Source organism: Streptomyces coeruleoprunus, from assembly GCF_039542925.1.
In the GTDB taxonomy this organism is placed as follows: domain Bacteria; phylum Actinomycetota; class Actinomycetes; order Streptomycetales; family Streptomycetaceae; genus Streptomyces; species Streptomyces coeruleoprunus.
In genome coordinates this window covers 1,135,369-1,160,818 of the sequence record NZ_BAABIT010000001.1, presented here as the reverse complement: position 1 = coordinate 1,160,818, position 25,450 = coordinate 1,135,369, and the positions used below count along the sequence as shown (strand labels likewise).

At 72.9% G+C, this 25,450-nt stretch carries 22 protein-coding genes and 3 pseudogenes; 15 read left to right on the top strand and 10 right to left on the bottom strand.

Translation table 11 applies throughout. The features are described from left to right. The 3 genes from pucL to ABEB09_RS05320 all read left to right on the top strand — a co-directional run bounded on the left by pucL (window position 1) and on the right by ABEB09_RS05320 (window position 4,178). Complete coding sequence (pucL, locus tag ABEB09_RS05330; protein WP_345687596.1) at window positions 1–924, top strand: factor-independent urate hydroxylase; 924 nt, start codon at window positions 1–3, stop codon at window positions 922–924. Between the two features lie 159 nt (window positions 925–1,083). Further along, entirely contained in the window at window positions 1,084–2,469 is a 1,386-nt protein-coding gene (locus tag ABEB09_RS05325) for an 8-oxoguanine deaminase (protein ID WP_345687594.1), read from the top strand. Window positions 2,470–2,828: 359 nt separating this feature from the next. Continuing rightward, window positions 2,829–4,178: a nucleobase:cation symporter-2 family protein gene (locus ABEB09_RS05320; protein ID WP_345693843.1), complete on the top strand. Its 1,350-nt coding sequence runs from the start codon at window positions 2,829–2,831 to the stop codon at window positions 4,176–4,178. 30 nt (window positions 4,179–4,208) lie between these two features. On the opposite strand, the gene ABEB09_RS05315 is transcribed toward ABEB09_RS05320, so the two are convergent. Both ABEB09_RS05315 and ABEB09_RS05310 read right to left on the bottom strand, forming a co-directional pair. Continuing rightward, window positions 4,209–4,811: a 3'-5' exonuclease gene (locus ABEB09_RS05315; protein WP_345687592.1), complete on the bottom strand. Its 603-nt coding sequence runs from the start codon at window positions 4,809–4,811 to the stop codon at window positions 4,209–4,211. Window positions 4,812–4,925: 114 nt separating this feature from the next. Further along, window positions 4,926–6,725 carry a DHA2 family efflux MFS transporter permease subunit gene (locus tag ABEB09_RS05310; RefSeq protein ID WP_380842591.1) on the bottom strand — a complete coding sequence of 600 codons (1,800 nt, stop codon included), beginning with the start codon at window positions 6,723–6,725 and terminating at the stop codon, window positions 4,926–4,928. An 82-nt stretch (window positions 6,726–6,807) separates the two neighbouring features. On the opposite strand from ABEB09_RS05310, the gene ABEB09_RS05305 reads away from it, so the two are divergent. Then, entirely contained in the window at window positions 6,808–7,209 is a 402-nt protein-coding gene (locus ABEB09_RS05305) for a winged helix-turn-helix transcriptional regulator (protein WP_345687590.1), read from the top strand. A gap of 92 nt (window positions 7,210–7,301) precedes the next feature. Here the strand turns inward: ABEB09_RS05305 and ABEB09_RS05300 are convergent, their stop codons facing one another. Next, the gene (locus tag ABEB09_RS05300) at window positions 7,302–7,877 is read right to left on the bottom strand and encodes a hypothetical protein (RefSeq protein WP_345687588.1); all 576 of its coding nucleotides are present in this window, start codon (window positions 7,875–7,877) and stop codon (window positions 7,302–7,304) included. A gap of 198 nt (window positions 7,878–8,075) precedes the next feature. Here ABEB09_RS05300 and ABEB09_RS05295 point away from each other — a divergent pair, with 198 nt between their 5' ends. After that, window positions 8,076–8,447 carry a hypothetical protein gene (locus tag ABEB09_RS05295; RefSeq protein WP_345687586.1) on the top strand — a complete coding sequence of 124 codons (372 nt, stop codon included), beginning with the start codon at window positions 8,076–8,078 and terminating at the stop codon, window positions 8,445–8,447. 100 nt (window positions 8,448–8,547) lie between these two features. Continuing rightward, the gene (locus ABEB09_RS34870; RefSeq protein ID WP_425580042.1) at window positions 8,548–8,979 is read left to right on the top strand and encodes a fibronectin type III domain-containing protein; all 432 of its coding nucleotides are present in this window, start codon (window positions 8,548–8,550) and stop codon (window positions 8,977–8,979) included. Between the two features lie 352 nt (window positions 8,980–9,331). Here the strand turns inward: ABEB09_RS34870 and ABEB09_RS05285 are convergent, their stop codons facing one another. The 3 genes from ABEB09_RS05285 to ABEB09_RS05275 all read right to left on the bottom strand — a co-directional run bounded on the left by ABEB09_RS05285 (window position 9,332) and on the right by ABEB09_RS05275 (window position 12,614). Next, window positions 9,332–9,847, bottom strand: a complete 516-nt coding sequence (locus tag ABEB09_RS05285) for a nuclear transport factor 2 family protein (protein WP_345687584.1) — start codon at window positions 9,845–9,847, stop codon at window positions 9,332–9,334. A 229-nt stretch (window positions 9,848–10,076) separates the two neighbouring features. Beyond that, on the bottom strand, window positions 10,077–11,699 hold the full coding sequence (gene aceB / locus ABEB09_RS05280; protein WP_345687582.1) for a malate synthase A: 1,623 nt from the start codon (window positions 11,697–11,699) through the stop codon (window positions 10,077–10,079). A gap of 240 nt (window positions 11,700–11,939) precedes the next feature. After that, window positions 11,940–12,614, bottom strand: coding sequence for a nucleotidyltransferase family protein (locus ABEB09_RS05275; RefSeq protein ID WP_345687580.1), 675 nt, complete (start codon window positions 12,612–12,614; stop codon window positions 11,940–11,942). A 159-nt stretch (window positions 12,615–12,773) separates the two neighbouring features. On the opposite strand from ABEB09_RS05275, the gene ABEB09_RS05270 reads away from it, so the two are divergent. Further along, a complete protein-coding gene (locus ABEB09_RS05270) occupies window positions 12,774–14,741 on the top strand; it encodes a serine/threonine-protein kinase (protein ID WP_345687578.1) in 1,968 nt (655 codons plus the stop codon). A 6-nt stretch (window positions 14,742–14,747) separates the two neighbouring features. Next, window positions 14,748–15,134 (top strand): DUF5955 family protein, encoded by a 387-nt coding sequence (locus tag ABEB09_RS05265; protein ID WP_345687576.1) that lies wholly within the window; start codon window positions 14,748–14,750, stop codon window positions 15,132–15,134. Between the two features lie 99 nt (window positions 15,135–15,233). Here ABEB09_RS05265 and ABEB09_RS05260 read toward each other — a convergent pair whose 3' ends face one another. Both ABEB09_RS05260 and ABEB09_RS05255 read right to left on the bottom strand, forming a co-directional pair. Beyond that, on the bottom strand, window positions 15,234–15,866 hold the full coding sequence (locus ABEB09_RS05260; protein ID WP_345687574.1) for a response regulator: 633 nt from the start codon (window positions 15,864–15,866) through the stop codon (window positions 15,234–15,236). Between the two features lie 3 nt (window positions 15,867–15,869). Further along, window positions 15,870–17,051, bottom strand: a complete 1,182-nt coding sequence (locus tag ABEB09_RS05255) for a sensor histidine kinase (protein WP_345687572.1) — start codon at window positions 17,049–17,051, stop codon at window positions 15,870–15,872. A 112-nt stretch (window positions 17,052–17,163) separates the two neighbouring features. Here ABEB09_RS05255 and ABEB09_RS05250 point away from each other — a divergent pair. Further along, a pseudogene (locus ABEB09_RS05250) lies at window positions 17,164–18,242 on the top strand (ABC transporter permease). After that, the gene (locus tag ABEB09_RS05245; protein WP_345687570.1) at window positions 18,239–18,907 is read left to right on the top strand and encodes an ABC transporter ATP-binding protein; all 669 of its coding nucleotides are present in this window, start codon (window positions 18,239–18,241) and stop codon (window positions 18,905–18,907) included. Before ABEB09_RS05250 ends, ABEB09_RS05245 begins: the two are co-directional and overlap by 4 nt. 102 nt (window positions 18,908–19,009) lie before the next feature. Here ABEB09_RS05245 and ABEB09_RS05240 read toward each other — a convergent pair whose 3' ends face one another. Further along, a complete protein-coding gene (locus ABEB09_RS05240; protein ID WP_345687568.1) occupies window positions 19,010–19,762 on the bottom strand; it encodes a helix-turn-helix domain-containing protein in 753 nt (250 codons plus the stop codon). Window positions 19,763–19,776: 14 nt separating this feature from the next. Here ABEB09_RS05240 and ABEB09_RS05235 point away from each other — a divergent pair. Beyond that, window positions 19,777–19,938, top strand: a pseudogene (locus ABEB09_RS05235) (DUF4097 family beta strand repeat-containing protein); the annotation flags it as partial. 61 nt (window positions 19,939–19,999) lie between these two features. Here ABEB09_RS05235 and ABEB09_RS05230 read toward each other — a convergent pair. Further along, window positions 20,000–20,803, bottom strand: a complete 804-nt coding sequence (locus ABEB09_RS05230) for an IclR family transcriptional regulator (RefSeq protein ID WP_345687564.1) — start codon at window positions 20,801–20,803, stop codon at window positions 20,000–20,002. Between the two features lie 292 nt (window positions 20,804–21,095). On the opposite strand from ABEB09_RS05230, the gene allB reads away from it, so the two are divergent. The 4 genes and pseudogenes from allB (at window position 21,096) to ABEB09_RS05210 (ending at window position 25,449) form a co-directional block, all read left to right on the top strand. After that, window positions 21,096–22,478, top strand: a complete 1,383-nt coding sequence (allB, locus tag ABEB09_RS05225; RefSeq protein ID WP_380840505.1) for an allantoinase AllB — start codon at window positions 21,096–21,098, stop codon at window positions 22,476–22,478. A 4-nt stretch (window positions 22,479–22,482) separates the two neighbouring features. Beyond that, window positions 22,483–23,604 carry an allantoicase gene (gene alc / locus ABEB09_RS05220; protein WP_345687560.1) on the top strand — a complete coding sequence of 374 codons (1,122 nt, stop codon included), beginning with the start codon at window positions 22,483–22,485 and terminating at the stop codon, window positions 23,602–23,604. A gap of 206 nt (window positions 23,605–23,810) precedes the next feature. After that, window positions 23,811–24,431, top strand: a complete 621-nt coding sequence (locus ABEB09_RS05215; protein WP_345687558.1) for a dihydrofolate reductase family protein — start codon at window positions 23,811–23,813, stop codon at window positions 24,429–24,431. An 83-nt stretch (window positions 24,432–24,514) separates the two neighbouring features. Then, window positions 24,515–25,449 (top strand): annotated as a pseudogene (locus ABEB09_RS05210) (DMT family transporter). The last annotated feature ends 1 nt before the right edge of the window (window position 25,450 follow it).

The following is a 25,450-nucleotide window of genomic DNA, read 5'->3' as shown; positions in this document are numbered from 1 at the left end:
ATGCCCACGATTCTCGGCCAGAACCAGTACGGCAAAGCAGAGAACCGCGTCGTAAAGATCACGCGGGACGGCGCAACGCACCACATCAAGGACCTCAACGTCTCCGTCGCCCTCTCCGGCGACATGGACGAGGTCCACTACTCCGGCTCGAACGCCAACGTCCTGCCGACCGACACCACCAAGAACACGGTGTACGCGTTCGCCAAGGAGTACGGCATCGAGTCCGCCGAGCAGTTCGGCATCCACCTCGCCCGGCACTTCGTGACCAGCCAGGAGCCCATCCACCAGGCCCGCATCCGGATCGAGGAGTACGCCTGGGAGCGCATCGCCACGTCCGACGCCAACTCGAAGTTCATCGGCGCCGACGAGGTCAAGCACTCCTTCGTCCGCAAGGGCCAGGAGACCCGCGTCACCGAGATCACCTACGACGGTGACAAGTGGCAGGTCATCTCCGGCCTCAAGGACCTCGTCGTCATGAACTCCACCAACTCGGAGTTCTGGGGGTACGTGAAGGACAAGTACACGACCCTCCAGGAGGCCTACGACCGCATCCTGGCCACCCAGGTGTCCGGTCGCTGGCGGTTCAACTGGACCGACGACGAGCAGCGCATGCCGAACTGGGAGAAGTCCTACGAGCAGGTCAGGAAGCACATGCTCCAGGCCTTCGCCGAGACCTACTCCCTGTCGCTCCAGCAGACGCTGTACCAGATGGGCGCGCGGATCATCAACAACCGCTCCGAGATCGACGAAGTCCGTTTCTCGCTCCCGAACAAGCACCACTTCCTGGTGGACCTGGAGCCGTTCGGGCTCAAGAACGACAACGAGGTCTACTTCGCGGCCGACCGCCCCTACGGCCTCATCGAGGCCACCATCCTGCGGGACGGCGCGGAGGCCCACATCCCGGTCGACATGACCAACCTCTGACCCGGCCGGCGGTCCGTCCCGCCTCGGCGGGTCGGGGCGGACCGCCGTACGGTCCTTCGTCTTCACCCTCTCGGCACCCGCAGCCGCCAGGCCGCGGCACTCAAATCCTCCTAGGGTCCTGCCGTGCCCTCTCGCCACTTGACAGAAGAAGGACGCACCATGGCACCTTCGGCAGCCCAGCGCATCGTGATCGAGAACTGCGCGATCGCGACCGTCGACGCCCAGGACACCGAGTACGCCTCGGGCCACGTCGTCATCGCGGACAACAGGATCGAGTCGATCGGCGCGGGACGGGCCCCCGAGGGGCTGACGGACGTGGTCCGGCGCATCGACGCCACCGGCCATCTCGTCACCCCGGGCCTCATCAACACGCACCACCACTTCTACCAGTGGATCACCCGCGGCCTGGCCACCGACCACAACCTCTTCAACTGGCTCGTCGCGCTCTACCCGACCTGGGCGCGCATCGACGAGCAGATGGCCTACTCGGCCGCCCAGGGCTCGCTGGCGATGATGGCGCGCGGCGGCGTGACCACCGCCATGGACCACCACTACGTCTTCCCACACGGCTCGGGCGACCTCTCCGGCGCCATCATCCGCGCCGCCTCCGAGATGGGCGTCCGCTTCACCCTGGCCCGCGGCTCCATGGACCGCAGCGTCAAGGACGGCGGCCTCCCGCCGGACTTCGCCGTCGAGACCCTCGACGGCGCCCTCGCCGCCACCGAGGAGACCGTCAAGAAGCACCACGACGCCTCCTTCGACGCGATGACCCAGGTCGCCGTCGCCCCCTGCTCGCCCTTCTCCGTCTCCACCGAACTGCTCAGGCAGGGCGCGGAACTCGCCCGCCGCCTCGGTGTGCGCATGCACACCCACGGCTCGGAGACCGTGGAGGAGGAGCAGTTCTGCCACGAGCTGTTCGGCATGGGCCCCACCGACTACTTCGAGTCCACCGGCTGGCTCGGCGAGGACGTGTGGATGGCCCACTGCGTCCACATGAACGACTCCGACATCGAGGCGTTCGCCCGTACCAGGACCGGCGTCGCCCACTGCCCGTCGTCCAACGCGCGCCTCGCCGCCGGCATCGCCCGCGTCCCCGACATGCTCAAGGCCGGCGTACCCGTGGGCCTCGGCGTCGACGGCACCGCCTCCAACGAGTCCGGCGAACTCCACACCGAGCTGCGCAACGCCCTGCTCATCAACCGGCTCGGCGCCCACCGCGAGGCCGCCCTCAACGCCCGCCAGGCCCTGCGCCTCGGCACGTACGGCGGCGCCCAGGTCCTCGGCCGCGCCGACCAGATCGGCTCCCTGGAGCCCGGCAAGCTCGCCGACCTCGTGCTGTGGAAGCTGGACACCCTCGCCCACGCCTCCATCGCCGACCCGGTCACCGCCCTCGTCTTCGGCGCGGCGGCCCCGGTCACCGCGTCGTTCGTCAACGGCCGCCAGATCGTCGAGAACAACCGGCTGCTGACCGCCGACGAGGACGCCATCGCGCGCTCCACCCGGGACGAGGCCCAGCGCCTCGCCCGCATCGCCGCCCAGGGCTGAGCCCCGGCGTCGATCCACGAAGTCCGGCCGAGGGGGACGGCCCTCGGCCGGTCGCCGTGAACCCGAGCGGGGTGCACGGCAGCCGGACCGGGGGGTGCCGTACCAAGAGTGGTACGGCACCCCCCGGAACGGTCATGAGCCCGCCCGCACGCGCCCCTCACCTTCCGCCACGCCCCCCACAGACCTCCCGCATCACCAGCAGCACCTCCCTGACACCCGCGTCTCCGCCGACGCGTTAACCGACCGGAGGAACCGCCGTGGCCGCCACGCCAAGGTCCGACACCGATGCAGGCAACCCCACCCCCAGCGAACCCGCGGACCGGAAGCATCCGGTCGACGAGACGCTCCCGCCCCTGAAGATGCTCACCAGCGGCCTCCAGCACGTGGCCGCCATGTACGCGGGTGTGGTCGCCCCGCCGCTGATCGTCGGAGCCGCCGTCGGCCTCTCCGCCACCGAACTGACCTTCCTCACCGGCGCCAGCCTCTTCACCGCAGGCCTCGCCACCTTCCTCCAGACCCTCGGCGTCTGGAAGATCGGCGCCCGGCTGCCCTTCGTCAACGGTGTCACCTTCGCCGGCGTCGCCCCCATGCTCGCGATCGTCGACACGACCGACGACAAGGCCGACGCCCTGCCGGTCATCTTCGGCGCCATCATCGTCGCGGGTGTCCTCGGCTTCATCGCCGCCCCCTGGTTCAGCAAACTCGTCCGCTTCTTCCCGCCCGTCGTCACCGGCACGGTCATCACCCTCATCGGCGTGTCCCTGCTGCCCGTGGCCTTCGGCTGGGCGCAGGGCCCGAACCCCGCCGCGGACGACTACGGCTCGACCACCTACCTCACCCTCGCCGCCATCACCCTCGTCGTGGTTCTTCTGCTCCGCCGCTTCACCCGCGGCTTCCTCAAGCAGATCGCCGTCCTCGTCGGCCTGGTCGTCGGCACCCTGATCGCCATACCGTTCGGCGTCACCGACTTCAGCCCGGTCACGGACGCGGACGTCGTCGGCTTCCCCACCCCGTTCCACTTCGGCGCCCCGCAGTTCGCCGTCGCCGCGATCATCTCCATGTGCGTCGTGATGATCGTGTCGATGACCGAGTCCACCGCCGACATGCTGGCCCTCGGCGAGATCGTCGAGAGGCCCGCAGACGAGAAGACCATCGCGGCCGGACTGCGCGCCGACACCCTCGGCTCGGCGCTCAGCCCCCTCTTCAACGGCTTCATGTGCAGCGCCTTCGCCCAGAACATCGGGCTCGTCGCCATGACCCGCATCCGCAGCCGCTTCGTCGTCGCGGCCGGCGGCGGCTTCCTCGTCCTCATGGGCCTGTGCCCCATGGCCGCGTCCCTGATCGCGGTCGTACCCCGCCCCGTCCTGGGCGGCGCGGGCGTCGTCCTCTTCGGCTCGGTCGCCGCCAGCGGCATCCAGACCCTCGTCAAGGCGGGCCTGGACAAGGACAACAACGTCCTGATCGTCGCCGTCTCCCTGGCCGTCGGCATCATCCCGATCACGGCGCCCGAGTTCTACCACGCCTTCCCGGAGACCGCGAAGATCATCCTGGACTCCGGCATCTCCACCGGCTGCGTCGCGGCCGTCCTGCTCAACCTGGTCTTCAACCACGTGGGCGCCCGGAGGGACGCGGACGAGGTCACGGCCCCCATGGAATCCGGCGAGGACATCTCCGACGCCAGGGCGGCCAAGCCCGCCGCCGCCCACTGAGGGCACCAGGCCCTGGCCCGGGGCGCGCCGTCACACCCCGGGCCAGGCCATCAGATTGCTGAACAGCTCCGCCTGCTCGATCGCGTCGTCCAGCGCGTGGTGCGTGTGCCGCCGCGCGGACAGCAGCTCGCGGGGCATCGTCCGCTTCGCCACCGCCCTCAGCGGCAGCCGCGCCTTCGTCGCGTACAGCGTCTTCATGTCCAGGCACCCCGAGTGCCCGAACGGGCTCCCGCCGGTGAAGCGCACCAGATACCAGTAGAGGAACGTCCAGTCGTACGAGGCCGGGTAGCCGCACATCACCGGCTGGGCGCCCCCACTCACCCCGCGCACCCAGGCGGCGAACTCGCCCAGCGCGGCCGCCGGATCGGCGCCCTCCACGAGCAGACGGTCACGGTCCAGGCCGCTCACCACCAGCGCCTCGGGCACGAACTCCCCGCTGATGGGCCGCAGTTCCCGGTAGAACGTGTCCGCCTCCGGGTCCGCCGCGACATACCCGTCCACGTCCTGCCGCCCGGCCACGGCCGCGCCGAGACTGAGCATCGAGTACGGGCCGGGGATCGGGCCGTCGGCCTCGATGTCGACGGAGATGTAGAGACTGGGGCGGAGGCCGGGGCGGCCTGGTCGATGAGCCATGGCCCGGGAGCATGCCACGCCGGGGCCCCGTATCCCATCGGTTTACGGGGCCCCGGCGCGTGGCGTGCGGACGCGTCCTGCGGTGTGCGTGGTGCGCGCGGCACGCGGCGGGGCTCAGGTGGTGGTCGCGGTCGCGGTCGCGGTCGTGGTCGCGGTCGCGGTCGCGGCGGCGCCCGGTATGCGGGCGGGGTCCACGCCGAGGGGGCTGCCGGCTTCGCCGGCGGTGTGGGCTCCGGTGGTGATGCCGGCCGTCCGGGCGGTCGGGGCTCCACCGGCGGTGCGTCCTCCGTCGGCCGCGCCCGGGATGCGGGTCGTGCCGGCCGCATCCGGAGCGCCTGCTGCGCCGGCCGTGTCCGGACCACCTGTTGTGTCGGCTGTTTCCTGAGCGCCTGCTGTGCCGGCCGCGTTCGTACGACCCGGCTCGGCCGCCTTCCGGGTGCCGGTACCGGAGGTCGGCCCGTCGGCCCGTCCGCTCGTCCGGGTGCCCGGCTTGCGCAGGGTCGTCACCGCCAGGGCCAGCGCCACCGCGACCACCGCGGCCGCCACACCGAAGGCCAGCTGGAAACCGCCGGCCAGCGCCTCCCGGGCCGCCACCCCGGTGCCCGTCAGCTCCCGCGTCCGGTCGGCGGCCAGCGTCGTCAGGACAGCGAGGCCCAGCGCGCCGCCCACCACCTGCGTAGTGTTGAACAGCCCCGACGCGAGGCCCGCGTCCTCCGGCCGGGCGTCCGCCATGGCCAGACCCGTCAACGGGGGCATCCCCAGCCCGAAACCGGCGCCCAGGAGCAGCATCGCCGGCAGCACGTCCACCAGATAGGCCCCGTTCTCCGGCGCGCGGGCCAGCCACGCGAGGCCCGCGACGATCAGCACCAGACCGGCGACCAGCAGGCGCCGCGCCCCGAACCGGGCCGTGAGCCGAGCCGACAGGCCCAGCATCAGCGCGCCGATGACGACCGGGGCCGGCAGGAACGCGACGCCCGTCAGCAGCTCGTCGTACCCGAGGACCTGCTGGAGGTACAGCGCTCCCAGGTACTGGAAGCCGAACATGCCCGCGATCATCAGGACCTGGATGCCGTTCGCACCCGACAGGGTGCGGGAGCGGAAGAGCCGCAGCCGCAGCAGCGGGTTCGCCGCGCGCGCCTGCCGTATCGCGAAGCCCGCGAGCAGCGCGGCCGACAGGGCGCCGAACCCGAGGGTGTGCGCCGAGGACCAGCCGTACTCGGCGGCCTCGACGATCGTGTAGACACCCAGCATCAGGGCCGCGGTGACCAGCGCCGCCCCCCAGTAGTCGGCGCCCCGGCCCAGACCCGCGCCCCGCTCCGGGGCCAGCACCCGCACGGCGGCGACCAGGGCGACCAGGCCGATCGGCAGATTGATCAGGAAGATCCAGTGCCAGTTCAGCGCGGACGTCAGCGCCCCGCCGAGAAACGTGCCGAGAGCGCCACCGGCCGCGCCCACCGCGCTGAACACCGCGATCGCCCCGGCCTGTTCGCGCGGCTCCGGGAACAGGGCGACCAGCATCCCCAGCACCACCGCCGAGGTCATGGCACCGCCGACGCCCTGGAGGAACCGGGCGGCGATCAGCATCTCCTGGCTGAAGGACACCCCGCACAGGAGCGACGCCACCGTGAACACGGCCAGCCCGGCCGTGAACATCCGCTTGCGGCCCAGCAGATCGCCCAGCCGGCCGGCCAGGAGCAGCAGCCCGCCGAAGGCGATGAGGTAGGCGTTGACCACCCAGGCGAGCCCCGCCGGGCTGAACCCGAGGTCCCGCTGGATCGCCGGCATCGCGACGGTCACGATGTTCCCGTCGAGCACGGTCATCAGCATGCCCGAGCACAGCACGAGCAGTGCCGCCCGACGCCTGTCCTTCCCGCGCGTCTCCCGTACCGTCACGGGTGCGGCCGACCTGGCCATGGTGATCCCCCTCCAAAGGTGCATGACTTGTAACGGAGTTCATCGTGGGTGACCATGAGGGCCACGAGAAGGAGGCACTTCCATGTCCCAAGGGAACACGCGTGTTACGCCGCAGGTGGTGAACGCGGAGGCCTGCCCCATCCGGGAAGTTCTTGACAGGGTGGTCGGCAAATGGAGCGTCCCGATCCTGATCGCCGCCGGTCACGGCCCCATCCGGTTCACCGAACTGGAGCGCGGCATCGAGGGCATCAGCCGCCGCATGCTCACGCTGACCCTGCGCAACCTGGAGCGCGACGGCCTGGTCACCCGCACGGTGTACCCGACGGTGCCGCCGAAGGTCGAGTACGCACTGACCCCCGTGGCCCGTGAGTTGCACGCCACCCTCACGAACCTCACGCAGTGGGCGGAGCGGCACCGCGTCTCGATCGCGGAGTCCCGCGCCCGGTACGACGAGATCCACGACCCCGAGCAGATCCCGGCGTAACACCCGCCGGTCGGGACGCGGAACGGAGAGCCCCACCCCGGCCCGCGTCACCACCGCGCCCGTCACCGCGACACACGTCACCGCAGCACCCGTCATCGCCGCCCACCGCCCCTCATCCGCCGCCGGCACTCGTCGGCCAGCCACGGGTACGCCTGCGCGATCGCCCCGTACACCCGGTCCCGCAGCAGCCGCTCCGCCTCCGCGCGACCCGTCGCCGCGAACAGGCCGTCCAGCAGCACGTCGTACGAGCGCAGGGCGTGGCGGAGGTAGCCGACCTGCCACCGCACCGGATCCCCGTCGTCCGCGCCTCCCCCCACCGCCCGCCGGTGCCGGGCCGCCCGCCGCTCCAGCTCCGCCCGCGGCAGGATGGGCACCCGGATCGGCTCAGCCCGCAGCGTCGCCAGCACCGCCTGCCGCCGCCGCTCCGCCGCCACCCGCGGCGCCACGGCTCCCGGCGCGCCGCCCGCCCGCGCGCAGGCCACGAACTCCGGCGTCCGCTCGACCGCCTCGACCCGCGCCAGCAGGTACAGCCGCACCGGCGCGAGCGACCAGAGCCGTGGATTGCGCCCCTGCACATCCGGCGCACCCAGCAGGTCCCGCACCATGCCGTCGGTCCAGCCCCGCCGCCGGAGCGCGGCCAAGGTCACATACGTCGTACGGTCCGTCATACTTCCCCCTCGATCGATTACGGAGAGTGACGAATCCAGTGAAGCGCACACCACTGACAACGGCCGTCCGCACCGCCGTCCGACACGGCCCGCACGCCCTCGTCATACGGGGGACCGCCGCGCCCCGTCCCACGGAAGTACGCACACCAGCGGTACAGCACCGGAACACCAGCCGCACCAGCTCACGGAAGGACCTCCATGTCCCGCACACGGAAGACCCTCACGGCCGCGCTCGGCGCCCTCACCCTGGCGGCCGCCACCCTCGCCACCAGCGGCAGCGCCGCCGCGGACGCCCAGGCGAGCCCCTGCTGGCGCAAGCCGGGCAGCCTGTACTTCTACTGCTACAACGTCAAGGGCGCTCCCGTGTACTCCGCAAGCGACTTCAAGACGGTCGTGGGCCGCATGTACTCCAACCCGTCGTGGTTCCAGTGCCGTTACGAATACGGCCCGAACCACGGCGGACCCCACCCCACGCGCTGGCTGTGGACCCAGGCCGACAACGGCGCCTGGGGCCACATGAGCGACAATGACATCTACAGTGACACCAACAGCGTCCCGGTCTGCCCCTGAACGAGTCGGCTCACGCCCACCGATGCCGACCCCTTGAAGACCCCGAGCCGCTGTGTCATACAGGTCTGGACCAATCCCCCCCCACGCCGGAGGTCCGACCGTGCACCGACCACGCCTGCTCGCGGTGTCGGCCGCCCCGCTCGCCGCAGTCCTCCTCGTGGCGTGCGGGGCGGAGGAGCGCGACACCCGGCCGCCGTCCGTCCCCACCGGCGTGACCGCCCAGGCGGGCAGCGCCACCTCCGCGCACGTCATGTGGGCGGCGGCCACCGACGACAGGGCCGTGACCGGCTACGACGTCTTCCAGCACGGCCGCAGGGTCAAGACCCTGCCGGGCGACCGGACCATGGTGGACGTCGACCGGCTCGCGCCCTCCACCACGTACCGCTTCACCGTCCGGGCCCGCGACGCCGCCGAGAACTCCTCGCCCGACAGCACCCCCGTCGACCTCACCACCGCCCCCGGCCCCGGCGACGGCGCCTCCACCGCCCCCACCGGCCTCACCGCACGGGCCCGCCCGGCGAGATCGTCCTGACCTGGACCCCGCCCCGCACGGGAGGCCCGGTCAAGGAGCACCAGCTCTACCTGGACGGCAAGTTCGCCACCACCATCGTCTGGGGCACGGCCCCACCCGCCGGCACGGCCACGTACTCCATCACCGTCACCGACCCCGCGGGCACCCGCCACAGCGTCAAACTCCGCGCCAGACTCCCGGACGGCACCTGGGGCGACTTCTCGGCCCAGCGAACGGTGGTGGTGCGCTAGCGGCATCCCGGCTCCGATCACGAAGCCGACCAACAGCGCAACACCGTCGAACGCCGCGTCACCCGCCTGAAGCAGCGGCGAGGCCTGGCCGCCCGCTACGAGAGGACCGCCACGAAGGAAGCCTAGAAGCGCTTCGCCAGCCTCGCGGCCGCCGTGCCCCGGCCGTTTGCTGCCCATGCGGTGAAGGGGGTGTACGCGGTCGCGGGATTCAGCCCCAAGTCCTGGGCGGCACGATCAGGCAGCTCGGCCAGGTTCCACACCGCGATCTCGTGGCTGATGCGTCCGTCGGGAGTGAAGGTGGACTGGCTCGCTCCGAAGACGTCGAACCGCGGTCCGGAATGAAGGGTTCCGGTGAAGCGCCACAAGAACGCGGCCCGGTCCGCTTCATGGACGCTGTCCAGCAGAATCAGCCCCAACTCAGAGGTGGCGGCGAAGAAGACGCCGAACTGGTCTCGAACCTCATCGCGGCTGTGCAGGTCCCACCGGAGCGTCTTCTCCTCATAGTGGACTCCCTCGGTGTACACGGACACCATGGCGTCGAGGTCATGGTGGGCGCACGCGTCGCGCTGTCGTTGGAATGCAGCGATCTGCGCGGCGCGGGAGGCCGGTTCGGCCCGAGCTGCCCAGGTGTTGTTCACAGCGGATCCTTTCGAAGCCCGGTCAACGCCACGCCCGAGCCAACGATCGGATGATCGGTAAGAAACGCCCTGGTTCCGCGCCGAGTCGGTGCTCCCGCAGTGCGTGACGAGGAGCTGTGGGGCGGTAGCCGCGGCGAGCGGTGCCGCCCGCGCATGACACCGCCCCCCGGTGCTGTGCGACACCAGGGGGCGGTGGGCCCCGGGAGAGGCCGGTCGGCCGCTGTGCGGGTCAGCCGATCAGCTGCTCGTACGCGGGGAGCGTGAGGAAGTCCGCGTAGTCCTCGTCGAGGGAGACCTTCAGCAGCAGGTCGTGCGCCTGCTGCCACCTGCCGACGGTGAAGGCGTCCTCGCCGATCTCCTCGCGGATCGCCGCCAGTTCCTCGGCGGCGACCTGGCGCGCCAGTTCGGGGGTGGCCGTCTCGCCGTTCTCGAAGACGACGCCCGCGTTGATCCACTGCCAGATCTGGGAGCGGGAGATCTCGGCGGTCGCCGCATCCTCCATCAGGTTGAAGATGGCCACCGCGCCGAGGCCGCGCAGCCACGCCTCGATGTAGCGGATGCCGACCTGGACGGCGTTGCGCAGGCCCTCGTAGGTGGGCCTGGCGTCCAGCGAGTCGATGGCGATCAGGTCGCCGGGGGCCACCGAGACGTCCTCGCGGAGGCGGTCCTTCTGGTGGGGCCGCTCGCCGAGGACCGCGTCGAACGACGCCATCGCGATGGGCACGAGGTCCGGGTGGGCGACCCACGAGCCGTCGAAGCCGTCCGTCGCCTCGCGGTCCTTGTCGGCCTTGACCTTCTCGAAGGCGACCCTGTTGACCTCGGGGTCCTTGCGGGACGGGATGAACGCCGCCATGCCGCCGATCGCGTGGGCGCCGCGCTTGTGGCAGGTGCGGACGAGGAGTTCGGTGTACGCGCGCATGAACGGGGCCGTCATCGTGACCGCGTTGCGGTCGGGGAGGACGAACTTGGCGCCGCCGTCACGGAAGTTCTTGACGATGGAGAAGAGGTAGTCCCAGCGGCCGGCGTTGAGTCCGGAGGCGTGGGCGCGCAGCTCGTAGAGGATCTCCTCCATCTCGTACGCGGCCGTGATCGTCTCGATGAGGACGGTCGCGCGGACCGTGCCCTGCGGGATGCCGACGTAGTCCTGCGCGAAGACGAAGATGTCGTTCCAGAGGCGGGCCTCCAGGTGCGACTCGGTCTTCGGGAGGTAGAAGTACGGGCCCTTGCCGAGGTCGAGCAGCCGCTGCGCGTTGTGGAAGAAGTAGAGGCCGAAGTCGACCAGGGCGCCGGGGACCGGGCGGCCGTCGAAGCGCAGGTGCCGCTCCTCCAGGTGCCAGCCGCGGGGGCGCATCACGACGGTGGCGAGCTGGTCGGCGGGCTTGAGGGCGTACGTCTTGCCGGTGCGCTCGTCGGTGAAGTCGATCCTGCGCTCGTAGGCGTCGATCAGGTTGAGCTGGCCGAGGATCACGTTCTGCCAGGTGGGGGCGGAGGCGTCCTCGAAGTCGGCGAGCCAGACCTTCGCGCCCGAGTTGAGGGCGTTGATGGTCATCTTGCGGTCGGTCGGGCCGGTGATCTCGACGCGGCGGTCGTTCAGCGCGGCGGGGGCCGGCGCGACCTTCCAGCTCTCGTCCTCCCGGATCTGTGCGGTCTCCGGGAGGAAGTCGAGGGTGCTGGTGCGGGCGATCTCGGCGCGGCGCTCGGCACGGCGGGCCAGGAGCTCGTCACGCCGGGGCGTGAACCGCCGGTGCAGCTCCGCCACGAAGGCCAGAGCGGCGTCGGTGAGGACCTCGTCCTGCCGTGGCAGGGGCTCGGCTTCGACGATGGCCAGCGGAGACGGCGCTGGTGCGGACATGAGCTGTCACTTCCTTCAGCGGGCTTCATGGGGCGGCGAGCGGTGCGGCCGCCGGCCCACACGCGGGTGGCACTGAGTGCCGCGTGAGCCGGGATGCGGTCGCGGGCGCCTTCTGATGGTCTAACGCTTCTGAGCAGTGGATAGTAGTTTCCTTATGGTGGAAGTTCAATGGTTTGTTGATGTCGAGATTCTTCGGGTCGACACAACGTGGCTCTCAGTGCCGCGACGTACACGGCCCGTTCACTCAAGGTGCGCGAGATCCGCCTCCGTGTCGATGTCGTACGGCGCCGCCACGTCCGAACAGGGGACCAGGACGATCTCCGCCTCGTGCGCCGCCAGATAGGCCCGCGCCCCCCGGTCGCCCTCCGCGCTCGCCGCCACCGCGGCCCACCGGTCCGCCCCCAGCAGCACCGGATGGCCGCGCTTCCCGTCGTACGAGGCCGCTGCCAGCGCGTCCCGGCCCCGGTACGCCGCGGCCACCCGCGCCACCGCCTCCGCGCCGATGCCGGGCTGGTCGACGAGCGCCACGACCACGGCGTCCACGTCCGCGCGCGCGGTCATGTCCGCCTCAGCGGGCGCGCCCGCTGCCCCGGCCAGCGACGCCAGGCCCACCCGTAGCGAGGAGCCCATGCCCTCCTCCCAGTCCGGGTTGTCGACCAGCACGCAGCCCGCCAGGTCCGCCCGCTCCCGTACGGCATCGGCGGCGGCGCCCAGCACCACGTGGACGACCCGGCAGCCGCCCGCCCGCAGCACGGCCACGCCGTGCTCCACCAGCGGCCGGCCCCGGTGCTCCAGCAGGGCCTTGGGGCGCCCGCCGAGCCTGCGCCCGCCGCCCGCCGCCAGCAGCAGGCCCGCGACCAGGGGCCTTCCGCGCTCCGCGCCGCCGTTCTTCTCCATCGGTGAGGTTCGCTCCATGAGGACTGCATACCGCACCTGGTGAAAAAGTCCCCGCGCCCGCGTGCGCCCGCGCGTGGAGCCGGAGTACCCCCCTTGGATAAGGTGCGGGTCCGGCACACAAAGTGCCGCGAAGCACAGCGTGCGATGCGCGAAGTCCTTTTCAGGAGACACGGATTGATGAGTGGTAGTCCACGCCATGGGGGAACGGTCTTCCAGCCGTTGGAGGAGGACGATCCGCGCGCAGTCGCCGGATACCGGCTCGCCGCACGGCTCGGCGCCGGCGGGATGGGCAAGGTGTACCTGTCGTACACGCCCGGCGGCCGGCCCGTCGCCATCAAGGTGATCCGCCCCGACTTCGCCCAGGACGCCGAGTTCCGGCGCCGGTTCGCCCGCGAGGTGCAGGCCGCCCAGCGCGTCCAGGGCCTCTACACGGCGCCCGTCATCGACGCCGACACCGACGCGCGCGAGCCCTGGCTCGCCACCGCCTACGTGCCGGGCCCGTCCCTCGCCGACGCCGTCCAGTCCCACGGGGCGCTGCCCGTCGACACCGTGCTGCTGCTGGTGGCCGGGATCGCCGAGGCCCTCCAGGTCATCCACGGCGCCGGCATCGTGCACCGCGACCTCAAGCCGGGCAACGTCCTGCTCGCCGCCGACGGGCCGCGCGTCATCGACTTCGGTATCGCGCGCGCCGCCGACGCCACCTCGCTCACCAGCAGCGGCGTCACCATCGGCACCCCGTCGTTCATGGCCCCCGAGCAGGCCGCCGGAAGCACCGTCACGCCCGCCACCGACATCTTCGCGCTCGGCCAGGTCGCCGCGTTCGCCGCCATGGGCAGCCCCGCCTTCGGCGAGGGCACCTCGCACGGCGTGCTCTACCGGATCGTGCACGAGGAGCCCGAACTCGACGGGCTGCCCGAGCAGCTGCGCGAGCTGGTGACGCGCTGCCTGGCCAAGAACCCGGACGACCGGCCCTCGGTCGCCGAGGTCCTCACCCTCTGCCAGGGCGCCAGCGACCAGACCGCGCTGCGGCGCCCCGAGGAGTGGCTGCCCGGCGCCGTCGCCGCGGACATCACCACCCGCGCCGCCGCCGGCCCCGGCCGCCGCGACCACGCCGCCGCCCCCGTCCACGCCCCCCGCGACGGCCCCGGCCACCGCGCCCGCCGCGGCCCCCGCCGCCCCGGCGCAGCAGGCCGCCCAGACGCCGCCGCCCGGCCAGCCGCCGACGCCGCCGCCCGGACAGCCCGTGGGCCAGTCCCCGGCGGACGCCGCGCCCACGCACCCGGCCACCGCCCACGCCGCGCCCTCGCCCGCGCCGATCGGGTTCGGCCCCGCTCAGCCGACGGCCGACCACGCCGCGACGCCGCCCCCGGGCCAGCCCCAGGCGCCCGCGCCCCACCCGTACACCCACCCGGTCGTCGGCGCCTCGCCGTACGGCCCCCACCACACGCCCGTCCCGGCCAGGCGCCCGCGCCCGTGCCGCCGCCGAAGAAGAAGTCGCGCGCGGGCCTCATCGCCCTCGCCGCCGTCGTGGCGTTCGCCGTCGCGGGCGGCGGCACCGCGTACTTCCTGCTCAAGGAGAACGGCAAGACCACCAACCAGTCCCAGGGCGACAAGAACAGCGCCACGCCCCGTACGCCGACCCCGTCGCCCGACGGCGGAGCGACCGGCGGCAGCCAGGACCCCGGCACCGGTACGGGCGCCGACGCCGGCACGAGCGGAGGCACGCCCACCGACGGCGGCGGCGCACCGGCCACCCCGCCGACGCCGGTCGAGTACAAGGGCATCGACCTGACCGAGACCTATGAACTCTCCCTGGCCGACGACCCGGTGAAGCCGAAGGAGGAGGGCGGCGACCTGCACTACGGCATCTCCGGCCTCTCCACGTCCAGCAGCGGCGGCCGTCTCGTCCTCCTCCGCAACGGCCAGCCCGGCACGCTCGACACCTGCCTGAGCGAGACCCGCTACACCACGTCGATCGAGCACTCCCAGATGTCCAAGGGCTCCCGCATCTGCCTCCAGAACGGGGCCGGGGACGTCGCGCTCATCTCCGTGCTGGGCTTCTCGCCCGAGTCCGACCCGAGCGACTACATCAGCCTCGACCTGACGGTGTGGCGCGGCGCGACGGACGTGGAACAGTCGAGCTGAGCCCAGGTGACCGACGACGCGGATCCGAGAGTCGAGCGGCTGAGCGCCGCCGTCTCCCGGCTGCGCCGTGAACTGGCCGCCCTGCGCGGCGAGCTGACGGACCGCGGCATCGCCGAGGACGAGCTCGCCGCGCTGGCCGCCATGACCCTGGGCGGCCCGCCGCCGGAGCCGCACCGCTTACGGCGCTCGTTGCTCCTGGTCGCGGGCGCCATCGGCTCGGTCAGCGCCCTGGCGGCGGCGCTGGCCGAAGTCCGGACGGCCATCGAGCGGTTCGGGCCGGTACGTCCCGGGGAGCCGCCGGTCCGGGGTGTCGTGCCACCGCCCCGGGGCGCGCCCCGCGTCCCGACGGCGGAGGAGAAGCCCGTCGTACCCCCGCGCGAATGCGGCGACTAGGACCCCGCTTCCAGGCCGGGCCGCCGGACCCGCGTACGGGGCGGTACGCGTGCGGGTGTCAGCGCCGGACCCGCGTACGGGGCGGTACGCGTGCGGGGATCAGCGCCGGATCAGCCGGCGGGCCGTCGCCTCGGCCACCGCCGCCGTGCGGGATTCGACGCCCAGCTTCGCGAAGACGTGCACCAGGTGCGACTTCACCGTCGCCTGGCTGAGGAACAGCCGCTTGCTGATCTGCTGGTTGGACAGCCCCTCGCCGACCAGTTGCAGCACTTCCAGCTCCCGCTTGGTCAGCGTCTCCGCGGGCGTGCGCATCCGGTTCATCAGCCGGTGCGCGACCGCCGGGGCGAGCGCCGACTGGCCCGCCGCGGCCGTGCGGACGGCCGCCGCCAGCTCCTCCGGCGGGGCGTCCTTCAACAGATAGCCGCTCGCCCCCGCCTCCACGGCCGCCAGGATGTCCGCGTCCGTGTCGTACGTCGTCAGCACCAGCACCCGCGGGGCCGCCCCGCCCCGTGCGGTGATCGCGGCCGTCGCCTCCGCGCCGTGCATGCCGCCCCCACCGAACTGCAGGTCCATCAGCACCACGTCCACACCGCCGGCCGCGGCCCGCTCCACCGCCTCCTCCGCCGTGGCGGCCTCCGCCACCACCGCGAAGTCCGGCTCGGTGTCCAGCACGGCGCGCAGACCCGCCCGTACGACCGGGTGGTCGTCGGCGAGCAGCAGACGGATCGTCATACGTCAGTCCCCCGAGGGCAGCGGCAGGGTGACGGCCACGGCGGTGCCCTGGCCCGGCGCCGACTCGACGGCGAACGTCCCGCCCAGCGACTCGGCGCGCGCCCGCATCGCGGGCAGCCCGAACCCCCCGTCCGAGGAGGACGGGACGCACGCCGCCGGGTCGAAGCCCCGGCCGTCGTCCACCACGTCCAGCGTGACGGAGGAGTCCATGAACGTCAGCGTGATCTCCGCGCGCCCCGCGCCCGCGTGCCGCACCGTGTTGGCCAGCGCGGACTGGGCGATCCGCAGCAGCGCCACCTCGTACGGCGTGGGCAGCGCGACCGGCGTGCCCGACAGCGAGAACCGCACCCGCGGCCCGTCCGCCGAACCCGGCTCGCACAGCCGCTCCAGCGCCCCCGCCAGCGACCCGTGCTCCAGGTCGGGCGGCGTCAGGGCCCGTACGAAACGGCGCGCCTCCGCCAGGTTGTCCTGCGCGGCCCGGCGCGCCCGTTCGATGTGCCCGGCGGCCGGCGAGTGGGCCGGCAGCGCCCGCTCGGCGGCCCGCAGCAGCAGCTGGATCGACGACAGGCCCTGCGCGAGCGTGTCGTGGATCTCCCGCGCCAGCCGCTCCCGCTCCGCCAGCGTGCCCGCGTGCCGCTCGGCCGCCGCCAGCTCCGCCCGCGTCGAGATCAGCTCCTCGATCAGCCGGCGCCGCCGCTCGCTCTCCCGGTACAGCGCCTGGTAGCCCAGCACGGTCGCGACGGCCACCGCCGCGCCCAGCAGCGGCCCGACGAACACGCCCGGATTGAGCGGCGCCCCATGACCCACGTACGCGGCGATCGCGGCGCCCGCCGTCACCGCCACCGCCGGCAGCGCCCGGCGCGCCGGCAGGAGGTGCAGCTGCAGGAAGTACAGCGGGAACGCCACCCACAGCCCGTCCGGCGTCACCACCAGCAGCACCAGCCACGCCGCGCACAGCGCGCCCAGCCAGACGGCGGCCCCGGTCTGCGAGGCGCGTACGGTACGCAGCGCCGACCCCGCCGCGTACACCGCGCCCGTCACGGCGGCGGCCACGACGACCGCCGCGGCGTTCGGCGCGTCACCGGCGACCGCCCGCACCGCGGCGAGTGCCAGCAGCCCCGCCATCAGCAGATGCAGACAGAGGCGCAGCACGCGCAGGGCGGGGGTGAGCGAGCGTGGATCCATGACCCGACCAGCGTAGGCGGCCGCCGGGGCGGCGCCCTCAACCGAAAGTTTGATGCCGCGGCCATCCGTGGCGCGATGCGGGCGCGGAGGGACCGCCGCCAGGCTGGTCACCATGTTCGTGGCATGGAGAGATCTGGGATTCGCCAAGGGGCGGTTCGCCCTGATGGGCACGGTGATCGTGCTGATCACCCTGCTCGTCGGGCTGCTGTCCGGGCTGACGGCCGGGCTGGCGCGGGAGAACATCTCGGCGATCACGGGGCTGCCCGCCGACCGGCTCGCCTTCGCGGCGCCGCCGGGCGGCCGCGAGGTGTCGTTCACCGCGTCGACCGTGACCGAGCGCTCCTGGCGGGAGTGGGCACGGCAGCCGGGCGTGACGGCCGCCGAGCCGGTCGGCATCCGCACCCTCAACGCGGTGTCCGGGGACCGCACCGCCGCGGTGACCGCGTTCGGCACCGAACCCGCCGCCCGGATCGCCCCCGACAGCACCCGCCTCGGCCCCGGCCGGGCCGTCCTGTCCCGCTCGGCAGCCGGTGAACTGGGCGCGGAGCCCGGCGACCGGTGCGCCTCGGCACGCGCGAGGTCACCGTCGCCGCGGTCGCCGGTGACGCCTCGTACGCCCACACGCCCGTCGTGTGGACGTCCCTCGACGACTGGCAGGGCCTGGGCCCCACGGGAACGATCCCGGAGGAGCAGGCCACCGTCATCGCCCTCAGGGGCGGCACCGACCACGCGGCGGGGGACAGGGCGGCGGGCACCGAGAGCCGGACGATCGACGAATCCCTCACCGCCATAGGGTCCTACCAGGCGGAGAACGGCTCGCTCCAGCTCATGCGGGGCTTCCTCTTCGTGATCTCGGCCCTCGTGACCGGCGCGTTCTTCACGGTGTGGACGATCCAGCGCAGTGGCGACGTGGCCGTGCTGAAGGCGCTGGGCGCCTCCACCCCCTACCTCCTCAAGGACGCGCTCGGCCAGGCCGTGGTGATGCTCACGGCCGGGACGCTGCTCGGCACGGGCCTCGCCGCCGGGATCGGCGCGCTCGTCAGCGGCGGAGACGTGCCGTTCGTCCTGGAGCCGCTCACCGTGCTCGGGCCCGCCGCCGTGATGATCGCGCTCGGTGTGCTCGGCGCGGCCCTGTCCATCCGGCGGATCACCGCCGTCGACCCCCTGACCGCGCTCGGGAGCGCCCGATGACCCTGCTGCTGGACGATGTGACGCTCACCTACCCCGACGGCGACGGCCGGCTGACCGCGCTGGACTCGGTGTCCCTTGAGGTCTCCGGGGGGACCGCCGTCGCGGTCGTCGGCCCCTCGGGATCCGGCAAGTCCAGCCTCCTCGCGGTCGCGGCGACGCTGGTCACCCCCGACCGGGGGCGGGTCGTCGTGGACGGCGTGGAGACCCGGGCGCTCGACCGGGCGGCGAAGGCGGCGCTGCGGCGCCAACGGGTCGGGATCGTCTTCCAGCAGCCGAACCTGCTGCCGTCCCTGACGGCGCTGGAGCAGCTCCAGGTCATGGCCCACCTGTCGGGCCGGCGGCCCGGGGCCGTACGGCGGCGGGCGCTGGACCTGCTCGACGCGGTCGGCCTCGCGGAGCTGGCCCGGCGGCGGCCGCACCAGTTGTCGGGCGGGCAGCGGCAGCGCGTCAACATCGCGCGGGCGCTGATGAACGAGCCGGCGGTGCTGCTGGTCGACGAGCCGACCAGCGCGCTGGACCACGAGCGGGGCGCTGCCGTGCTCGACCTGCTGGTGACGCTGACGCGCGAGCGGGGGACGGCGACGGTGCTGGTCACGCACGACCGCGCGCACCTGGGCCGCATGGACCGGACGATCACGGTCATGGATGGCCGGGTCACGCCGTAGGGCGCGAGCCCGCCGGGGTACGGGTACGCGGCGGCCCGGGTGAGGATCGAGCCGCTGCCGCCGCACCGGACACCTGAGCGGGGTGTCCGGTGCGGCTGTCCCTCAGCCGTCCGAACCCGGCTCGGCGGTGCGGCCCGAGGCCGGTTCGGGCTTCGTGGAGAGGATGTCGCGGGCCTCCTCCGCTGCGCGGACGATGCTCTCGGAGACGACGGCGACGAAGCGGGCGATGTTCTCGAGGCGGGTGGCGGCCGGGGTGCCGGGGCCGAGGACGCCGACGCCCTGCCGCGCGGTCTCGGCGAGCTGGGCGGTGCCGCGGGCGCTGGCCATCATCGACTGGTACCAGACGTCGTCGTCGCAGACGTAGCGCTCGCGGCGGCGTTCATCGCGTTCCCGGCGGACGAGGCCCTGGCCCTCCAGGTACGCGATCGCCTTGGAGACGGACGCCGGGCTGACCTGGAGGCGCCGGACGAGTTCGGACGCGGTGAGGCTGCCCGCGTCGCTGATGCAGAGGCAGGTCAGGACCCGGGCCATCATCTTGGGCGTGCCCGACTGCATGAGGATGGTGGTGAACGTCTCCTCGTACTCGCGTACGGCCTCGGGGTCACGTCCATGGGCCTGCGGGGCTGCCTCCGGCCCTCGGGGCGCGGCCGGCCTGCGACGGTGGGCGCGGAGTTCGGTGGCACGGTGGGCGAGGTCGGCGCGGTAGGTCGTGGGGCCGCCGTTGCGCATGACCTCGCGCGTGATGGTCGAGGTCGGGCGGTCGAGGCGTCTGGCGATCTCCGCGTAGGCGAGGCCGTCGGCCAGTCCCAGCGCGATCTGCTGGCGCTCCTGCTGGGTGAGTCTGCCTCCCGGCATCGCGGGTCTCCTTCGAGATCTCGGTCGGCGCCGCCCGCGGGGTGTCGGCCTCCCTGGACGCCGGCACCTCCTGCGGCCGCATCCGCAACGCGCTCGAGAACACCGAAGGCGCCGCCGCCCGGCTCGGCATCCGGGCGACCACCGCCTACGGCGACATCGTCGCCCGCAGCCTCTGAGCCCTCGGGCTCGTACGCCTTGCGGCGAGGGAGGGTCGGCCGCCCGCGGGGCGCGAGGGTGTCAGGGCTGCTGCGGGGAGGTGTTGGCCAGGGCCGTGGAGAGGTCCTGGGCCACTTCCTGGAGTATCGGGACGATCTTCTCCGTCGCCGCCTCCGTGACCCGACCCGCGGGCCCCGAGATCGAGATGGCCGCCGCCGTGGGGGAGTTGGGCACCGACACCGCGAGGCAGCGGACCCCTATCTCCTGCTCGTTGTCGTCGACGGCGTACCCCGCCTCGCGGACCTGCTCCAGCGCCGCCAGGAAGCCCTCCGGCGTGGTGATGGTCTTCTCGGTGGCCGCGGGCATCCCGGTCCGGGCCAGCAGCGCCCGGACCTCCTCCGGCGGGGTGTGCGCGAGGAGCGCCTTGCCCACGCCGGTGGAGTGGGGGAGGACCCGCCGCCCGACCTCGGTGAACATCCGCATCGAGTGCTTGGACGGCACCTGCGCGACGTAGACGATCTCGTCGCCGTCGAGCAGCGCCATGTTCGCGGTCTCGCCGGTCTCCTCCACCAGCCGCGCCAGGTACGGTCGCGCCCAGGTGCCGAGCAGGCGGGACGCGGACTCGCCGAGGCGGATCAGGCGCGGGCCGAGGGCGTAGCGCCGGTTCGGCTGCTGGCGTACGTACCCGCAGGCGACCAGCGTGCGCATCAGCCGGTGGATGGTGGGCAGCGGCAGCCCGCTGCTGGAGGACAGCTCGCTGAGGCCGACCTCGCCCCCCGCGTCGGCCATCCGCTCCAGGAGGTCGAAGGCACGCTCAAGGGACTGGACGCCACCCGTGGCTGCGGGCTTGGCGGCGTCGGTGGCGCTGGCGCTGGACGTCGGCACGTCAACGGTCCTTTCGAGGCGGATGGACAAGGCAGCAGCCTACCGGGCCCGATCGCCCGGCACATCGCCCGCCGTCGGGCGTACCCGCCGGTCAGGGCCTGTTTGTCCGGGTGTCCGCGATGTTCCCCGGGGGTCTTCCGTCGCCCTGCTGTGCGGAGCTACGTTCTTCTCTACGGAATTGTACTTCCACTTTGTGGAAACATCCGAGTGGCGGCAGTGGCGTCGGGGTGCTCTTGACGGCTTCCGCCGCCGGGATGAACACTCCTTCAACAGTTCGTTGAAGCTCGCCGAAATGGACGGGAATGACCGGGTTGACGGGAATATCGGGAATGGGGACAGCGTGGACGTGAACCTTGTGCTGCGCTCGACGCGCGTCGTGACCCCGGACGGAACGCGCGCCGCAGCCGTCGCCGTGGCCGGCGGCACCATCGCCGCGGTCCTGCCGTACGACGCGGAGGTGCCCGCCGGTGCCCGGCTGGAGGACGTCGGCGACGACGTCGTACTCCCCGGCCTGGTCGACACGCACGTCCATGTGAACGACCCGGGCCGCACCGAGTGGGAGGGCTTCTGGACCGCCACCCGCGCCGCCGCGGCCGGCGGGATCACCACCCTCCTCGACATGCCCCTCAACTCGCTGCCCCCGACGACCACCGTGGAGCACCTGCGGATCAAGCAGGACGTCGCCCGCAGCAAGGCCCACGTGGACGTCGGCTTCTGGGGCGGAGCCGTACCCGACAACGTCAAGGACCTGCGCCCGCTGCACGACGCCGGCGTCTTCGGCTTCAAGTGCTTCCTGTCGCCGTCCGGCGTCGACGAGTTCCCCCAGCTCGACCAGGAGCAGCTGGCCGCCTCGCTCGCGGAGATCGCCGGCTTCGGCGGGCTGATGATCGTGCACGCGGAGGACCCGCACCACCTCGACGCCGCCCCGCAGAAGAGCTCGGCGAAGTACGCGGACTTCCTCGCCTCGCGGCCCCGCGACGCGGAGAACACCGCCATCGAGAACCTGATCGCCCAGGCCCGCCGCCTCGGCGCCCGCGTGCACGTCCTGCACCTCTCCTCCAGCGACGCCCTCCCGGTCATCGCCGCCGCCCGGCGCGAGGGCGTGCGGATCACCGTCGAGACGTGCCCCCACTTCCTGACGCTGACCGCCGAGGAGATCCCCGACGGCGCCACCGAGTTCAAGTGCTGCCCGCCCATCCGCGAGGCCGTGAACCAGGACGCCCTGTGGGACGGCCTCGCCGACGGCACGATCGACTGCATCGTCTCCGACCACTCGCCGTCCACCGCCGACCTCAAGACCCCCGACTTCTCCACCGCCTGGGGCGGCATCTCCTCCCTCCAGCTCGGCCTGCCCGCCATCTGGACCGAGGCCCGCCGCCGCGGACGCACCCTCGACGACGTCGCCCGCTGGATGTCCACCGCTCCCGCCGCCCTCGCGGGCCTGGAGCGCAAGGGCGCCATCGAGGCCGGCCGCGACGCCGACTTCGCGGTGCTCGCGCCCGACGAGACGTTCACCGTGGACCCCGCGGACCTGCACCACCGCAACCGGGTCACGGCCTACGCCGGCAAGACCCTGTACGGCGTCGTCACCTCCACCTGGCTGCGCGGCGTACGCATCGCCGAGCGCGGCACCCCCGCCGAGCCCAGCGGCCGGCTGCTCGAAAGGAACAAGTGACCCCGTGACCGACACCGGCATACCCCGCTTCACCGGCGACGCCAGCCCCTACGGCGGCGGTGACCCGTACGCGGACTACCGCACCGCCGACTTCCCCTTCACCGGCCTGGCCGACCTGGCCGACCGCCGGCTCGGCGCCGGTGTCGTCGCCGCCAACGACGAGTTCTTCGCCGAGCGCGAGAACCTGCTCAAGCCGGAGCCCGCCGAGTTCGACCCGGAGCACTTCGGCCACAAGGGCAAGATCATGGACGGCTGGGAGACCCGCCGCCGCCGTGGCGTCTCCGCCGAGCAGCCGCACCCCGTCGACGAGGACCACGACTGGGCGCTCGTCCGCCTCGGCGCCCCCGGCGTCGTCCGCGGCATCGTCGTCGACACCGCCCACTTCCGCGGCAACTACCCGCAGGCCGTCTCCGTCGAGGGCGCGTCCGTGCCCGGCTCGCCCTCGCCCGACGAGCTGCTGGGCCCGGACGTCGAGTGGACCACCCTCGTCCCGCGCACCGCGATCGGCGGCCACGCGGCGAACGGCTTCGCCGTCGACGTCGAGCGGCGCTTCACGCACCTGCGCGTCAACCAGCACCCCGACGGCGGCATCGCCCGCCTCCGCGTGTACGGCGAGGTCGCCCCCGACCCCGAGTGGCTCGGCGTGCTCGGCACCTTCGACGTCGCCGCCCTGGAGAACGGCGGCCGCGTCGAGGACGCCTCCGACCGCTTCTACTCGCCGGCCACCAACACCATCCAGCCGGGCCGCTCCCGCAAGATGGACGACGGCTGGGAGACCCGCCGCCGCCGCGACAAGGGCAACGACTGGATCCGCTACGGCCTCGTCGAGCAGGCCGAGATCCGCGCCGTCGAGATCGACACCGCGTACCTGAAGGGCAACAGCGCCGGCTGGGCCGCCCTCTCCGTACGCGACGGCGAGGACGGGCCCTGGACCGAGTTCCTGCCGCGCACCCGGCTCCAGCCCGACACCAACCACCGGTTCGTCCTGCCGGCCCCGGCCGTCGGCACCCACGTCCGGATCGACATCTACCCCGACGGCGGCATCTCCCGCCTGCGCCTCTTCGGCTCCCTGACCGACGAGGGCGCCAAGCGGCTGGCCGCCCGCCACCAGGAACTGGGCGGCTGACCCACCCCGTACCCGGGCAGCACGACACCTGCCCGTACGGCGGGCGGGGCGCACCGGACCGACAGCACCGGTGCGCCCGGCCCGCCACTGCTCCACCAGCGGGAAACCCCGGCCCTCCCACGGCCCGCCGATGAGTTTTCGCCACCCCGGCGGTCTCAGCTTGTGACATCCCGGCTCACCCGGAACACAAGCGAAAGGCATCAGCCATGGCCCGGCTCACCCTCACCACCTTCCTCTCGCTCGACGGCGTCATGCAGGCCCCCGGCGGCCCCGACGAGGACCGCAGCGGCGGCTTCGCGTACGGCGGCTGGCTCGTCCCCTTCTTCGACGACGACATGGGCCGCTTCGTCAACGAGGTGTTCGGACGGGTCGACGCGTTCCTCCTCGGCCGCCGCACCTACGAGATCTTCGCCTCGTACTGGCCGAAGGTCACCGACCCGGCGGACCCGATCGCCGGCCCCCTCAACAGCCTCCCCAAGTACGTCGTCTCCCGCACCCTCGACAAGGTCGACTGGCAGGGCTCCCGGCTCGTCCAGGGGGACGTCGTCGAGGCCGTCACCCGGCTCAAGGAACAGCCCGGCCGCGAGATCCAGATCCACGGCAGCGGCACGCTCGCCCAGACCCTCATCGCGCACGGCCTCATCGACGAGTACAACCTGCTCGTCTTCCCCGTCTTCCTCGGCGCGGGCCGCCGGCTGTTCCCCCAGGGCGGCACCCCCACCGCCTTCGAACTGACCGCACACCGCACCACCAAGGCCGGCGTCACCATCCAGACCTACCGCCCCACCGGCGAGGCCCGGTTCGGCGAATTCGGCCTCGACCAGTGATCCGCGCGCGGGTACGGTGACGTCGTTCCCGCGCGAGCCGCCGAAGCCTCCGCACCCGTCATCCCCGGAGGCCAGGCCCCGTCATGTCGTCGCTCGCCGCGTCCGCCGCCGCACCGGCCCACGCCCCCCGCCGCGCCTGGCTCACCGACCTGCCCGTTCTGCTCGTCGCGGTCGTCTGGGGCGCCAGCTACCTCGCCGCCAAGGGCATCACCACCGCGCACACCGTCGTCGCCGTCCTCGTCCTGCGCTTCGCGCTGGTCCTGCCCGCGCTCGCCGTCGCCGCGCGCCGCCGGCTGCGCGCCCTGACCGGGGCCCAGTGGCGTGGCGCCGCCCTCCTCGGCCTCGTCCTCAGCGGCGTCTTCCTGCTGGAGACGTACGGCGTCGTGCACACGTCGGCCACCAACGCCGGGCTCATCATCAGCCTCACCATGATCCTCACCCCGCTCGGGGAGGCCGCCCTCACCAGGACCCGGCCGCCCCGCGCCTTCCTGGCCGCGGCAGCCCTGTCCGTCCTGGGCGTCGTCCTGCTCACCCAGGGCGGAGGCTTCACCACCCCCTCCACGGGCGACCTGCTCATGCTGCTCGCCGCGCTCGTCCGGACCGCGCACGTCCTCGCCATGGCCCGCATCCGGTCCGTGCGCGACGCCGACGCGCTCTCCCTGACCACCGTCCAACTGGGCGCCGCCGTCGCCGTCTTCGCCGTACTCGCCGCCGTGCCCGGCACCGGCGGGGCGGCCCCCTGGACCGTGGCCATCGGATTCGGCCCGCGCGAATGGGCGGGCCTGCTCTTCCTCTCCGTTCTCTGCACGCTCTTCGCCTTCTTCGTCCAGATGTGGGCCGTACGCCGCACCTCCCCCTCGCGCGTCAGCCTCCTGCTCGGCACCGAACCCCTCTGGGCGGCCGGCGCCGGCATCCTCGTCGCGGGCGAACACCTCGGCCCCGCCGGGCTCGCGGGCGCGGCGCTCGTCCTGGCGGTACGGCCTGGGGGCGGCGCACGGCCGCCGGGGCCGCTCGCTAGA

Excerpts from the sequence above, each read along its gene's own strand:
- ABEB09_RS05295 (WP_345687586.1), top strand. The coding sequence starts at position 8,076 with ATGTCCCGCACACGGAAGACCCTCACGGCCGCGCTCGGCGCCCTCACC.
- ABEB09_RS05305 (WP_345687590.1), top strand. The coding sequence starts at position 6,808 with ATGTCCCAAGGGAACACGCGTGTTACGCCGCAGGTGGTGAACGCGGAG.
- ABEB09_RS05270 (WP_345687578.1), top strand. The coding sequence starts at position 12,774 with ATGAGTGGTAGTCCACGCCATGGGGGAACGGTCTTCCAGCCGTTGGAG.
- ABEB09_RS05315 (WP_345687592.1), bottom strand. The coding sequence starts at position 4,811 with ATGGCTCATCGACCAGGCCGCCCCGGCCTCCGCCCCAGTCTCTACATC.
- ABEB09_RS05310 (WP_380842591.1), bottom strand. The coding sequence starts at position 6,725 with ATGGCCAGGTCGGCCGCACCCGTGACGGTACGGGAGACGCGCGGGAAG.
- ABEB09_RS05240 (WP_345687568.1), bottom strand. The coding sequence starts at position 19,762 with ATGCCGGGAGGCAGACTCACCCAGCAGGAGCGCCAGCAGATCGCGCTG.
- ABEB09_RS05275 (WP_345687580.1), bottom strand. The coding sequence starts at position 12,614 with ATGGAGCGAACCTCACCGATGGAGAAGAACGGCGGCGCGGAGCGCGGA.
- ABEB09_RS05215 (WP_345687558.1), top strand. The coding sequence starts at position 23,811 with ATGGCCCGGCTCACCCTCACCACCTTCCTCTCGCTCGACGGCGTCATG.
- ABEB09_RS05320 (WP_345693843.1), top strand. The coding sequence starts at position 2,829 with ATGCTCACCAGCGGCCTCCAGCACGTGGCCGCCATGTACGCGGGTGTG.
- ABEB09_RS05325 (WP_345687594.1), top strand. The coding sequence starts at position 1,084 with ATGGCACCTTCGGCAGCCCAGCGCATCGTGATCGAGAACTGCGCGATC.
- pucL (WP_345687596.1), top strand. The coding sequence starts at position 1 with ATGCCCACGATTCTCGGCCAGAACCAGTACGGCAAAGCAGAGAACCGC.
- aceB (WP_345687582.1), bottom strand. The coding sequence starts at position 11,699 with ATGTCCGCACCAGCGCCGTCTCCGCTGGCCATCGTCGAAGCCGAGCCC.
- ABEB09_RS05245 (WP_345687570.1), top strand. The coding sequence starts at position 18,239 with ATGACCCTGCTGCTGGACGATGTGACGCTCACCTACCCCGACGGCGAC.
- allB (WP_380840505.1), top strand. The coding sequence starts at position 21,096 with ATGGACGGGAATGACCGGGTTGACGGGAATATCGGGAATGGGGACAGC.
- ABEB09_RS05260 (WP_345687574.1), bottom strand. The coding sequence starts at position 15,866 with ATGACGATCCGTCTGCTGCTCGCCGACGACCACCCGGTCGTACGGGCG.
- ABEB09_RS05255 (WP_345687572.1), bottom strand. The coding sequence starts at position 17,051 with ATGGATCCACGCTCGCTCACCCCCGCCCTGCGCGTGCTGCGCCTCTGT.
- ABEB09_RS05300 (WP_345687588.1), bottom strand. The coding sequence starts at position 7,877 with ATGACGGACCGTACGACGTATGTGACCTTGGCCGCGCTCCGGCGGCGG.